The sequence below is a fragment of the Ideonella azotifigens genome, assembly GCF_006519715.1.
In the GTDB taxonomy this organism is placed as follows: Bacteria; Pseudomonadota; Gammaproteobacteria; order Burkholderiales; family Burkholderiaceae_C; genus Ideonella; species Ideonella azotifigens.
In genome coordinates this window covers 13,393-27,585 of the sequence record NZ_VIDT01000002.1, presented here as the reverse complement: position 1 = coordinate 27,585, position 14,193 = coordinate 13,393, and the positions used below count along the sequence as shown (strand labels likewise).

Genomic DNA, 14,193 nt, shown 5'->3' with positions numbered 1-14,193 from the left:
GGGCAAGTGGAGGACGGGGCTTGTGCCCTGCCCTGCCTTTGCCCGCCGGGCTTGTGCCTTAGATCAGCGGGGTGCTGTTGGCGCGCAGTTCGTCTTCCAGCGACTTGTGGTGCAGGACGCTGGCGGCCACGTTGGTGGTGGCGGCGTGGCTGGTGCCAGCGTCGCCGACACCGCCGGGCAGTGCATCGGCCGGGGACGCGAGCAGGTCGTTCAGGGTCGGCGTGGTGGACGCCGTGCCCGTGGTGCTCTTGCCGTTGTCCTTGTTGAACCAGACGTCCGCCACGTCGTGCTTGCTGCCGTCGGTGGTGGTGTAGCTGGAGGTCAGGCCGAGGAAGTTGCCGTTGTCGGTCACCGTGCCGGTTTGGGCGTGCAGGTTGATCGAGACGATGCCGTAGTCGGACAGGCTCTTCAGTTCACCCGCTTCGCTCACGCCGTCGTGGTTGGCGTCGACCCACAGCTTGAGCTTGTCGAAGTTGATGTCCGACGCGTTCAGCAGGCCGTCGCTGTTGCTGTCCATCGAGCTCATGGCGGCGAAGCCGTCGGTGGCCTTGCCGGTGGCCGTCTGCGTGGCCGAGCCGAAGAGTTCGGAGCCATTGTTGATGGTGCCGTCCCCGTTGCGGTCCATGGCCAGCAGGCCGTCGGTGGAATCCACCCAGCCGACCTTGTGCGCGGTGCCGGTCGCGTCCAGGTCGAAGTTGACACCGTTGGCAGCCGCGGTGGTGTGCACGCCGTCGCCGTTCAGGTCAAAGACGATCGGGGTCGAGGCCAGTGCGGTGGTCTGGCCGGCGTCCATGGCGTCCTTGGTCGCCTGGGTGAAGGCCGAGGCCTGGCTGGCGCTCATCGCCGCGATGTCCGCCGAGGACAGACCGGAGATCTGGTCGGAAGTCATCGCATGGATCTGGGCGTTGGTCAGGGACTGCGCCTGGTCCGTCGTCAGGCCGGCGATCTGGGCGGCAGACAGCGAGACAAACTGGTCGGTCGTGAGACCGGCAATCTGCGCCGCGTTGAAGCCTGCCACCTGGGTCGAGCTGAGGCCGTCCAGCGTGGTGGCGTCCAGCGTCTTCAGGTCCGCAACGTCGATGGCCGCGATCTGGCTGCTGGTGAAGCCGGCGATCTGCGTCGCATCCAGGTGTTGGATCTGCGTCGAGGTCATGCCGGTGATCTGGGCGTTGCTCAGCGAGGCGAGATCCCCCGAGGTCAGCGCACCGATGGCGTCCAGCGACAGGCCGCGCATGTCACCGGCTTCGATCGCGGCCAGCTGAGCGGTGCTCAGGGCGTTGAGGTGGGCGGCGTCCAGCGTGTTGAGCTGAGCGGTGTTCAGGGCGATGACGGCGTCCGTCGTCAGGCCGGCGATCTGGGTCGCATCCAGACCGGCGAACTGTGCCGTGCTCAGTGCGGCAACGTGGGTGCCCAGGGCAGCCACGTCGGCCGAGCTGAGGCCGTCCAGCGAACCACCGACCATGGCCTTCAGGTCCACCGTTTCAATGGCGGCCAGTTGGTCCGAGCTCATCGCATGCAGCTGGGTGCTGGTCAGCGCGGCGGCCTGGGTGGTGCTCAGGGCGACGATCTGGTCGGTCGTCAGTGCATGCAGGTGGGTGGCGTCCAGGCCGTTGAGCGTGTCGGCGCTCAGGGCCTTGATGTCGCCCAGCTCGATCTTGGCGATCTGCGCGGTGCTCATCGCGTTGACCTGGTCGCTGCTCAGCACGGCGATCTGGGTCGACGTGAGCGCAATGATCGCGTCGCTGCTCAGGCCGGCAATCTGCGCGGTGCCGATGGCGTCGATCTGCGTGGTGGTCATCGCGCCGACCTGGCCGGCCGTCAGGGCCGACAGGTCAGCGGAGCTGAGGCCTGCCAGTGCGCCTGCATCGATGGCCTTGAAGTCGGCCGATTCGATGGCAGCCAGCTGCACCGAGCTCATCACGCCCAGCTGGTCGCTGGTCAGCGCTGCTGCCTGCACCGTGCTGATGGCGACGATCTGGTCGGTCGTCAGGCCGCTGATCGCGGTGCTGCCCAGGCCGTGCAGCGCGTCGGTGGCGATGGACTTGATGTCCGCTGCCTCGATCTTGCTGATCTGGGTGCTGGTCAACGCGTTCAGCTGCTCGCTGGTCATCGCGGCGAACTGGCTGGAGGTCATGGCCACCAGGGCGGCGGTGCTCAGGCCAGGGACCTGGTCGCTGGTCAGTGCGTGGATCTGCGCGGTGGTCATCGCGGCGACCTGGGTGGCGCCCAGTGCGGCCACGTCGGCCGAGCTGAGCCCTGCCAGTGCGCCCACGCTGAGTGCCTTGACATCGGCGGTTTCGATCGCGCCCAGCTGGGTCGAGGTCATGCCGCCGAGTTGGTCGCTGGTCAGCGCGTAGGCTTGCTGGGTGCTCAGGCCGACGACCTGGTCTGTCGTCAGTGCGGCAACCGAGGCCACGGCGAGGCCGGCGATGGCTTCGGTGGCAATCGCCTTGATGTCACCCACTTCCAGCTTGGTCAGCTGGGTGGTGGACAGCCCGTTGAGCTGATCCGAGGTCATGGCGCCCACTTGCGCGGACGTCAGGGCCACGACACCGGCGGTCGTCAGGCCGGCGACCTGGTCGCTGCCCATGCTGTGCAGCTGGGCGGTCGTCAGCGCCTGCACCTGGTCGGTGGACAGGGCGCCCACGTCGCCAGCCACCAGCGCGGTCAGCGCGGCCGTGGTCAGGGTCTTGATGGCGTTGGTGCTCAGCGCGAGCAGCTGTGCGGTGCCCAGCGCGTCGATCTGGTCGCTGGTCAACACCGCAGCCTGGGCCGAGGTCAGCGAGGCCACACCGGCGGTGCTCAGGCCGGCGAACTGGTCCACGCTCAGGGCATGCACCTGGGCCGTGCTCAGCGCGGCGACCTGGTCGGAGCTCAGTGCGCCGACCTGGGCGGCCAGCAGGCCGGCCATCGCGGCAGTGCTCAGGGCCTTGACGTCGACGATTTCCATCTTCGCGATCGCGGCGCTGGTGATGCCACCCAGCTGGGTGCTGCTCAGCGAAGCCACCTGGATGGAGCTCAGGCCGACGATCTGGTCGCTGCTCATCGCGGCGAAGCTCACGTCGGTCAGGCCCTTCAGTGCGGTGGTGCTCAGCGCGGCCAGGTCAGCCGTTTCAAGCTTGCCGACCTGGGCAGCCGACAGGGCAGCCACCTGGTCGCTGTTGAGCGCGCCGAACTGGGCCGAGCCCAAGGCGTTCAGCTTGGCCGTGGCCAGGCCGCTCAGCTGGTCGGCGGTCAGCGCCGCGGCTTGCGCCGTGGTGATCGCGTCGATCTGCGCGGTGGTCATGGCGGCCACTTGCGACGGGTCCAGCGCATGCACCGCGGCGGTGGTCATGGCCTTCACGTCGGCGGTGGTGATCGCGGCGATTTGCGCAGTCGTCAGCGTGACGAGCTGGGCGGTCGGGATGGCGTTGAACTGGGCCGAGCCGAGGACGGCCAGGTTGGCCGTCGTCAGGCCGGCCAGTTGGTCGGCGCTCAGTGCCTTGACCTGGTCGGTCGTCATGCCGGCGACCTGGGCGGTCGTCAGCGCGCCGACCTGTTCAGGGGTCAGCCCGGCCATCGCGGCGGTGCCGATGGCCTTGAAGTCCACCGCTTCCATCTTGGCGATGTCGGCCGTGGTGATGGCGGCGATCTGCGCGCTGCCCAGTGCCGAGACTTGGGCGCTGGTCAGCGCCACGGTCTGGTCGGTGGTCAGTGCGGCCATTGCGTCAGCGCTCAGGCCCTTGACCGCTGCGGTCGACAGGGCCGCCAGGTCGGCGGTCTCCATCTTGGCCACTTGCGCGCCGGTCAGTGCCGACACCTGGGCGCTGTTCAGTGCAGCGAACTGCCCCGTGCCCAGCGCGTTCAGGTTGGCGGTGCCGAGGGCGGCGAGTTGGTCGGAGGTCAGCGCCGCGGCTTGCGCCGTGCTCAGGCTGGCCATCTGCGAGGTCGAGAACTGGGCGATCTGGTCCGGCGACATCGCATGCAGCGCGGCGGTGCTCAGCGACTTCATGTCGCTGGTGTCCATCGCGGCCAGCTGTGCCGAGCTCATCGCGGCGATCTGGTCGCTGGTCAGCACGCCCAGCTGGGTGGAGGTCAGGCCATGCACCGCAGCGGTGGTCATGCCGGCCACCTGGTCGGCGGTCAGCGAGTTGATCTGCGCGGTGGTCATCGCGCCGACCTGGCCGGCCGTCAGGCCGCCGATCTGGTCAGCCGTCAGACCGCGCAATGCTGCGGTGCCGATGGCCTTCAGGTCCACGGTCTCGATGGCGGCCACGTCGCCGGTCGTCAGCGCTGCCAGCTGCACGCTGCTCAGCGAGCCGACTTGCGCGGTGTTCAGCGCGACGACCTGGTCGGAGGTCAGCGCGGCCATCCCGTCAACGCCCAGGCCCTTCAGCGCAGCGGTGCTGATGGCGGCCACGTCGGCAGTATCCATCTTGGCCACTTGCGCGGCGGTCAGGCCGCTGATCTGCGCGCTGTTCATCGCGGCGAACTGCGCGCTGCCCAGGGCGTTCAGCACCGCGGTGCCGAGCACATTGAGCTGCTCGGAGGTCAGCGCGGTGGCCTGGTCGGTCGTCAGCGCAGCGAACTGGCCGCTGGTCATCGCGCCGATCTGGTCAACGTTCAGCGAATGCAGTGCGGCAGTGCCCAGGGCCTTGATGTCGGCGGTTTCGATCGCGGCGATCTGGGCGGTGCCCAGACTGGCGATCTGGGTGCTGCTCAGCGTGCCGATCTGGGCCGAGCTCATGCCGGCCACGGCCGCGGTGCTCAGGCCGGCCAGCTGGCTGCTGCCCAGCGAGGCGATCTGGGCGGTGCTCAGCGCGGCCATCTGGCCCGCGGTCAGCGCACCGACCTGGTCGGCCGACAGGCCATCCAGCGCGGCGGTGCTGAGCTGCTTGACGTCAACCGTTTCCATCGCGGCGATGCCGGCGGTGGTCAGCGCGCCCAGCTGGGTGCTGGTCAGCGCCGAGACCTGCAGCGAGCTGAGGCCTGCGACCTGCGTCGTGCCCAGCATGGCCATCGCGTCGGCCGACAGGCCCTTCATCGCGGCGGTGCTCAGCGCGGCCAGGTCCTGGGACTCCATCTTGGCGACCTGGTCACCCGTCAGCCCGGCCACCTGGGCGCTGCCCATGGCGGCGAACTGGGCGGTGCCCATCGCGTTGAGGTTGGTGCTGCTCAGGTTGGACAGCTGGGCAGTGCCCAGCACGGCGACCTGGGCGGTCGTCAGCGCGGCCAGCTGGCTGCTGGTCAGGTTGCCGAACTGGTCGGCCGTCAGGGCCTTGACCGCGGCGGTGGACATGGCCTTCAGGTCCGCGGTTTCAATCGCGGCCAGCTGGGCGTTGCTCAGCGCTGTGACTTGCGCGGTGCTCAGCGCGCCGACCTGGTTCGAGGTCAGGCCGACGATGGCGGCCGTGCTCAGGCCGGCGAACACGCTGGGCGACAGCGCCGCCACCTGCTCGGTGGCCATCACGCCGACTTGCGCCGCCGTCAGGGCACCGACCTGGTCAGCCGACAGGCCGGCCAGTGCGCCGGTGCTCAGCGCCTTGATGTCCACGGTCTCGATGGCGGCCACGGCGGCCGTCGTCAGGCCGCTCAGCTGGGCCGAGCTCAGCGCGCCCACTTGCGTGCTCGTCAGGCCGGCCACTTGCGCGGTGGACAGCTGGTTGATGTCGTCTGCAACCAGGCCCTTCAGCGCGGCGGTGCTCAGCGCGGCCAGGTCGGCCGTCTCCAGCTTGGCGATCTGGTCGCCAGACAGCGCGGCGATCTGGGCGCTGCCCATGTTCGCGAAGTCCGCGGTGGTCAGCGCGTTGAGGTTGGTCGAGCTCAGGTTGGCCAGTTGGTCGGTGCTCAGCGCGCCAACCTGGGTGGTCGTCAACGCGGCCATCTGTGCCGTCGTCAGCGTGTTCAGCTGGTCAGCGCTCATGGCGCGCAGCACGGCGGTGGACAAGGCCTTGATGTCGGCCGTCTCGATGGCGTCCAGCTGGGTGCTGGTCAGCGAGGCGATCTGGCCGGAGGTCAGCGCGCCCACTTGAGTCGAGGTCAGGTTGACGATGTCGGTCGTGCTCAGGCCGGCCAGCGAGGCCACCGGGTCGAACGGCAGCGCGGCGATCTGGGCGGAGCTCAGCACGGCCAGCTGCGAGGAGGTCAGCGCGTCCACTTGCGCCGAGCTCAGGCCGGCCAGTGCGGCGGTGCTCATCGCCTTCAGGTCCACCGTCTCGATGGCGGCAATGTTGGCGGTGCTCAAGGCGCCGATCTGGGCGCTGCTCAGCGCGGCCACTTGCGCCGAGCCCAGGCCTGCCACTTGCGCAGTCGTCAGCACGGCCATCTGGTCCACACCCAGGCCCTTCAGGGCGGCGGTGCCGATGGCGGCAAGGTCGGCGGTCTCCATCTTGGCGACCTGGCCGGCGGTCAGCCCGGCCACCTGGGCGCTGGTCATGCCAGCGAACTGTGCGCTGCCAATCGCGTTCAGCGCGGCCGTGCCCAGCACGCCGAGCTGGTCAGAGCTCAGCACTGCGGTTTGCGCGGAGGTCAGCGCGCCCAGCTGGGTGCTGGTCAAGGCGCCGAACTGGTCCACGCTCAGCGCCTTCAGCGCGCCGGTGGACAGGGCCTTGATGTCGCCCGATTCAATGGCGGCCAGCTGCGCGGTGCTCAGCGCCGCGACTTGCGCGGTGGACAGCGCGGCAACCTGGTTGGAACTCAGGCCGACGATGCCGGCGGTGCTCATGCCAGCGAACTGGTTGGCACCGATGGCGGCGATCTGGCCGGTGCTCAGCGCACCGATCTGGCCAGCCGTCAGCGCGCCGACCTGTTCGGCGCTCAGCGCGGCAAAGGCGCCGGTGCTCAGGGCCTTGATGTCCACCGTCTCGATGACCGCCACGTCAGCCGTCGTCAGCGCCGCCACCTGGGCGGTGCTCAGTGCGGCGACCTGGTTGGAGGTCAGGCCGGCGACTTCGGCCGTGGTCAGCACGGCCATCGCGTCAGCGCTCAGGCCCTTCAGTGCGGCGGTGCTGAGGGCGGCGAGGTCAGCGCTCTCCATCTTGGCCACCTGGTCCGGCGTCAGCGCGGCCACCTGGGCGCTGCTCAGCGTGGCGAATTGCGCGCTGGTCAGGGCGTTCAGGTTGGTCGAGCTCAGGCCGTTCAGCTGGGCGGTCGTCAGCGCGGCGACCTGGTCGGTCGACAGCGCAGCCATCTGGGCGGTGCCCAGGCCGCCGAGCTGGTCGGCGTTCAAGGCCTTCAGCGCAGCGGTGGAAATGCCCTTCATGTCGCCGGTTTCGATGGCCGCCAGTTGCGCGGTGCTCATCGCAGCCAGCTGGGCACTGCCCAGCGTGTTGATCTGGGCCGAGGTCAGGCCCACGACTGCGGCGGTGCCCAGGCCGGAGACCTGGTCAGCGCTCAGCGCGGCCACTTGGGCGGTCGTCATCGCGGTGGCTTGTGCCCCCGTCAGTGCGCCCACCTGGTCGGCCGACAGGCCCTTCAGCGCAGCGGTGGAAAGGTTCTTCAGGTCCACGGTCTCGATCGCGCGGATGCCGGCGGTCGTCATCGCGGCCAGTTGGCTGCTGCCCAGCGCGCCCATCTGGCCGGAGGTCAGGGCCACAACCTGGTCGGTGCTCAGTGCGGCCACGCCGTCCGCGCTCAGGCCCTTGATGGCGGCCGAGTTGATCGAGGCCAGGTCACCGGTGGTGAGCTTGGCGACTTGGTCGGCCGTCATCGCGGCGACCTGGGCACTGGTCAGCACCGCGAACTGGCTGCTGCCCAGTGCGTTGAGACTGGCGGTGGACAGGTTGGCCAGTGCGGCCGAGCCCATCGAGGCGATCTGGTCGGTGCTCAGGGCAGCCAGCTGGGCCGTCGTCAGCGTGGCCACCTGGTCGGCGCTCAGCGCATGCAGTGCAGCGGTGGTGATGGACTTGATGTCGCCGGTGGCGATGGCGTCCAGCTGGGCGCTGTTCATCGCGGCCAGTTGCGAGCCGGTCAGCGCCGCGGCTTGGGTCGAGGTGAGGCCAGCGATGCCGGCGGCCGACAGGCCAGCGACCTGGTCGCTGCCCAGCGCGGCCAGCTGGCCGGTGGTCAAGGCGGCGACCTGCACGCTGGTCAGCGCGCCCATCTGGTCGGCCGACAGGCCCTTCAGCGCCGCGGTGCCCAGCGCCTTCAGGTCAACCGTTTCGATGGCGGCGATGCCGGCGGTGGTCAGTGCAGCCACTTGGCCGCTGCCCAGTGCGCTGACCTGGTTGGAGCTCAGGCCGGCCACTTCGGCGGTGGTCAGCGCGGCCATCGCGTCGTTGCTCAGGCCCTTCAGTGCAGCGGTGTTCAGGGCCGCGAGGTCAGCGGACTCCATCTTCGCGACCTGGTCGGCCGAGAGGCCCGCCACCTGGGCGCTGCTCATCGCAGCGAACTGGGCGGTGCTCAGCGCGTTCAGGTGGGTGCTGTTCAGGCCGCTCAGCTGGGCGGTGGTCAACGCGCCGACCTGGTCGGTCGTCAGCACGGCCAGTTGGCCGGTGCCGAAGCTGTTGAGCTGGTCAGCGCTCAGGCCCTTCAGCGCGGCAGTGGCAAGGCCCTTGATGTCGGCCGTTTCGATGGCGGCCAGCTGCGCGGTGCTCATCGCACCCAGCTGGGCGCTGCCCAGGGTGTTGAACTGGGCCGAGGTCAGGCCGACCACGGCGGCGGTGGACAGGCCGGCGACCTGGTCGCTGCTCAGCGCGGCGACCTGGGCGGTGCCCAGCGCGGTGGCCTGGGCACCCGTCAGCGCGCCAGCCTGAGTGGCCGTGAGGCCCTTCAGTGCGGCGGTCGACAGGTTCTTGATGTCCACGGTTTCGATGCCGGCGATGGCGGCGTTCGTCAGCGCGCCCACCTGGGTGCTGCTCAGCGAGCCCACTTGGTTGGACGTCATGGCCGCCACTTGCGTGGAGCTCAGCGAGGCCATGCCGTCGGCGCTCAGGCCCTTGATGGCGGCGGTGTTGATCGCCGCCAGGTCGGCCGTGCTCAGCTTGGCCACCTGGTCAGGCGTCAGCGCAGCGATCTGGGCGCTGTTCAGCGTGGCGAACTGCGCGGTGCTCATCGCGTCGAGGTTGCTCGTCGACAAGCCTGCCAGTGCGGCGGTGCCCAGCACGGCGATCTGGTCGGTGCTCAGCGCGGCCAGCTGGGCCGTCGTCAGCGAGCCGACCTGGTCGGCGCTCAGTGCCTTCAGCGCAGCGGTGCTCAGCGACTTCATGTCGCCGGTCGGGATCGCGTCGAGCTGGGTCGAGCTCATCGCGGCCAGTTGCGCGCCGGAGAGCGCAGCAGCCTGCGTGGAGGTCAGCCCGGCCAGGCTGGCGGCCGACAGGCCTGCGACCTGGTCGGAGCTCAGCGCGGTCAGCTGGCTGGTGGCCAGGGCGCCCACCTGGGTGCTGGTTAGCGCAGCGATCTGGTCAGCCGAGAAGCCCTTCAGCTGGGCCGAGCCCATCGCCTTCAGGTCCACGGTTTCGATGGCTGCCACGTCAGCGGTGGTCAGTGCGTTGACCTGGCCGCTGCTCAGCGCCGCGACTTGCGTGCTGGTCAGGCCGGCGACCTGTGCGGTCGTCAGCGCAGCCATGTCGTCAATGTTCAGGCCCTTCAGCGCAGCCGTGCCGATGGCCGCCAGGTCGGCGGTCTCCAGCTTGGCGACTTGCGCGGCCGTCAGCGCGCCCACCTGGGCGCTGGTCAGCGCAGCGAACTGGGCGGTGCCCAGCGCGTTCAGGTTGGCGGTGGACAGGGCGGCCAGCTGGTCGTTGCTGAAGCCGGCAATCTGGCCGGAGCTCAGCGCGGCCATCTGCGCGGTGGTCAGGTTGTTCAGCTGGTCGGCGCTGAGCGCGTGCAGCGCGGCGGTCGAGAGGGCCTTGATGTCGGCGGTCTCGATGGCCGCCAGCTGGGCGGTGCTCATCGCGGCCACCTGGGCCGAGGTCAGGCCACCGACCTGGGTCGAGGTCATGGCCACGATGTCGGCGGTCGACAGGCCGCCCAGCGAGGACGGGTCCACCGTCAGCGCGGCGATCTGGGCCGAGCTCAGCACGGCCAGCTGGGTGGAAGTCAGCGCATCGACCTGGGCCGAGCTGAGGCCGGCCAGGGCGGCGGTGCTCAGGGCCTTGATGTCGACGGTTTCGATGATCGCGATGTTGGCGGGCGTCAGCGCGGCCAGCTGGGTGCTGCTGAGCGCGCCCACCTGGGTGCTGGTCAGGCCGGCGACCTGGGCGGTCGACAGGCCGGCCATGCCGTCAGCGCTCAGGCCCTTCAGCGCGGTGGTGTTCAGTGCGGCCAGGTCGGCCGTTTCCAGCTTGGCCACTTGCGCGGCGGTGAGGCCTGCGACCTGGGCGCTGGTGAGGGTGGCGAACTGGCTGGTGCCCATCGCGTTCAGCGCGGTGGAGCCCAGCGAGCCGAGCTGGTCGGCGCTCAGCACGGCGACCTGGTCGGTCGTCAGCGCGCCGAGCTGGCCGCTGGTGAGGTGGCTGACCTGGTCGACGCTCATCACCTTGATGGCGGCGGTGGACAAGGCCTTCAGGTCACCGCTCTCGATGGCGGCCACCTGGGCCGTGCCCATCGCGGCGACTTGCGCGGTCGTCAGCACGGCGACTTGCGCCGAAGTCAGGCCAACCACGCCGGCGGTGCTCATGCCGGACATCTGGCCGGGTGTCAGCGCGGCGATCTGGTTGGTGCTCAGCACACCCACTTGCGCGCCGGTCAGCGCGCCGACCTGGTCTGCCGTGAGGCCGGCCAGGGCGCCGGTGGCCAGCGCCTTGATGTCGATGGTCTCGATGGCCGCAATGTCGGCCGTGTTCAGCGCAGCCAGCTGGCCGGTGCTCAGCGCGGCGATCTGGTTGCTGGTCATGGCAGCCACCTGACCGGTGGTCAGCGCAGCCATGTCGTCGTTGCTCAGGCCCTTCAGCGCAGCGGTGCCGATGGCGGCGAGGTCTTTGGTCGCGAGGTTGGCGACCTGGCTGACCGTGAGGCCGGCGACTTGCGCGCTGGTCAGGTTGGCGAAGGTCGAGGTGCTCAACGAGTTCAGGTTGTCGCTGCTCAGGCTGCCGAGCTGGGCGCTGCCCAGGGCGGCGCTCTGGGCAGTGCTCATCGCGGCCAGTTGCGCGGTGGTCAGCGAGGCGATCTGGTCAGCGCTCAGGCCCTTCAGCGCGGCGGTCGAGAGGGCCTTCATGTCGGCCGAGTCGATGGCCACCAGCTGCGCGGTGCTCATCGCGCCCAGCTGGGCGCTGGTCAGCGCACCCACTTGCGTGGAGCTCAGCGCGGTCACGTCACCTGCGGTCAGGTTGGCGACCTGCTCGGCCTTCAGGGCGCCGATCTGGCCGGCGGTCAGCGCGGCGACCTGGGCGGTCGTCAGGTGCGACAGCTGGTCAGCCGTCAGGCCGGCCAGCGTGGCCGTGCCCATGTTCTTCAGGTCGGAGGTCTCGATTGCGGCGACAGCGGCGGTGCTCATCTGCGCCAGTTGGCCGCTGCTCAGCGCAGCCAGCTGGGCCGAGCCCATGGCCGTGACTTGCGCTGCGGTCAGCGCGTTCATCGCGTCGTTGCCCAGGCCCTTCAGCGCGGCGGTGCCGAGGGCGGCCACGTCGGCCGTCTCCAGCTTGGCCACCTGGTCAGCCGACAAGGCGGCCACCTGGCCGCTGCTCAGCGAGGAGAACTGCAGCGTGGTCAGCGCGTTCAGGTCGTCGGTGGCCAGGCCGGAGAGCTGCTGGTTGCTCAGCACCGCGACTTGCGCGGTGGTCAGCGCGGCCAGCTGGCCGGAAGTCATGCTGCCCAGCACGTCCGGGCTCAAGGCCTTCAGCGCGGCGGTGGAGATGGCCTTGATGTCGGCCGTCTCGATGGCGCCCAGCTGCGTGCTGCTCAGCGCAGCCAACTGGCCGCTGCTCAGCGTGCCGATCTGGTTGGAACCCAGGGCGGCGATGTTGGCGGTCGACAGGCCGGCGATCTGGTCGTTGCTCAAAGCCGCGACTTGCGCGGTGCTCAGCGCAGCGGCTTGCTGGGAGTTCAGGCCGCCGATCTGGTCGGCCGACAGGCCCTTCATCGCGGCGGTGCTGATGGCGGTGATGTCAGCGGTGCTCAGCACGCCCACGTCGCCTGCGGTCAGCGCGCCCAGCTGGGTGCTGGACAGCTGTGCCACCTGGGCGGAAGTCATGTACTTGACCTGGTCGGTGGTCAGCGCGCCGATGGCGTCAACGCTCAGGCCCTTGATGGCGGCGGTGTTGATCGCGGCCAGGTCGGCGGTTTCGAGCTTGGCGGCCTGGGTGGCGGTGATGGCGGCCACCTGGGCGCTGCCCATCGCGGCGTATTGAACCGTGGTCAGCGCGTCCAGGTGGGCGGTGTCCAGCGCGGCCAGCTGGTTGGCGCTCAGCGAGGCGACTTGCGCGGTGCTCAGCGCGGCCAGCTGGGCGGTGCCCAGCGTGGCGAACTGGTCGGCCGACAGGGTCTTCAGCACCGCGGTGCTGATGGCGCCGATGTCGGCAGTGTCAATCGCGGCCAGCTGGGTGCTGCTCAGCGCGCCGAGCTGGGCCGAGGTCAGCGTGCCGACCTGGGTGGAGCTCAGTGCGGCGATGTTGGCGGTGTTCAGGCCGGAGACCTGGTCAGCGCTCAAGGCGGCGACCTGGGCGGTGCTCAAGGCGGCGATCTGGGCGGTCTTCAGCGCACCGACTTGGTCGGCCGACAGGCCCTTCAGCACGGTGACGCTGATGGCGGCCATGTCGGCGGTTTCGATGGCGCCAATGGCGGCGCTGCTCATCGCGGCGAGCTGGTTGCTGGCGAGCTGGGCCAGCTGGGCCGAGCTCATGGCCACCACTTGCGCGGTGGTCAATGCGCCCAGCGCATCGGCGCCCAGGGTCTTGACGGCGGCGGTGCTCAGCGCAGCGACGTCGGCGGTTTCGAGCTTGGCGACCTGGTCGGCCGACAGCGAAGCCACCTGGGCGCTGCTCATGGCGGCGAACTGGGCGGTGCCCAGTGCGTTCAGGTGGTCGGTGGAGAGGCTTTGCAGCTGGGTGGTGCTCAGCGCTGCCGTCTGGGCGGTGCTCAGCGCGGCGTACTGCGCGGTGGTCATGGCGCCGAGCTGGTCGGCGTTCAAGGCCTTGACGGCGGCCGTGCCCAGCGCGACGACGTCAGCGGTTTCGATGGCGGCGACTTGCGCATTGCTCATCGCGGCGACTTGCGCGCTGCTCAGCGCGCCGATCTGGGTCGAGCTCAGGGCAGCAACGTTGGCGGTGCTCAGCGAGCTCAGCTGGTCAGAGCCGATGGCGGCCAGCTGGGCGGTGCCCAGCGCGGCGGCCTGGACGCTGGTCAGGCCACCGACCTGGTCAGCGCTGAGGCCCTTGATGGCGGCGGTGCCGATGGCGCGGATCTTGTCGGCGCTCAGCTGCTGCAGGTCCACCACGTCCATCGCGGCGATCTGGGTGCTGCTCAGCGAGGCGACTTGCGCGCTGGTCAGCGCGGCAGCCTGGGTGCTGGTCAGCGCGGTGACGGCGTCGGCCGTCATGCCCTTGATCGCGGCGGTGCTCAGCGCAGCCACGTCCACGCTTTCCAGCGCGGCCACCTGGGTGGCGGTCATGGAGGCGACCTGCAGGCTGGTCATGGCGGCGAACTGGCCGGTGCTCAGCGAGTCAAGCTGGTTCGTGGCCAGGCCGGCGATCTGCGAGCTGGTCAGCACGGCCACCTGGCCGGTGGACATGGCGACGAACTGGTCGGTCGTCAGGGCGGCGAGCTGCGCGTCCGTCAGCGCCTTGATGGCGGCGGTCTTCAGCATCGAGAAATCTGCCGTGCCGAAGGCGGCGAGCTGGCTGCCGCTCATGGCGGCAATGCCGCTGCTGGAGATGGCGGCGGCCTGCGCGGTGCCCAGGGCCTGGATCTGCGCATTGCTGAACGCGGCCCAGTCTTCGGTGGTCAGCGCGGCGACGGCAGCGGTCGAGAGAGCTGCGATCTGATCAGTGGTCAGGGTCGGAACAGTGGTGGCCATGACAGATGTCCTTTAACTTGTGATCTCAAATGGAACGAGCCGGCGTCGCGGCGCGACTGCTACCCAGAAACTTCAAACGGTGCGCAAGGGGCTGAACCGAGGCTCCTCGCCTTGCGCCGAGATCAGGGCAGCAGCCGGTCGCAGGGCAGCGACGTCGGTGGAATTCCGATCTCTCAGTCGGTTTTCGTCCCGTGGACGAACGACTTAAGCCGCCGGAGGCAGCAAACAGGGCCCGAAAACCCCCTCTTCTTGCCGAAGAGTTG

General features: G+C 69.6%; 1 protein-coding gene. It reads right to left on the bottom strand.

The genetic code is table 11. The features are described from left to right. Nucleotides 1–58 precede the first annotated feature (58 nt). Nucleotides 59–13,930, bottom strand: coding sequence for an SPM autocatalytic domain-containing protein (locus FKP22_RS00420; protein WP_141284092.1), 13,872 nt, complete (start codon nucleotides 13,928–13,930; stop codon nucleotides 59–61). Nucleotides 13,931–14,193 lie beyond the last annotated feature (263 nt).

Coding starts and splice junctions, on each gene's coding strand:
- FKP22_RS00420 (WP_141284092.1), bottom strand. CDS start 13,930: ATGGCCACCACTGTTCCGACCCTGACCACTGATCAGATCGCAGCTCTC.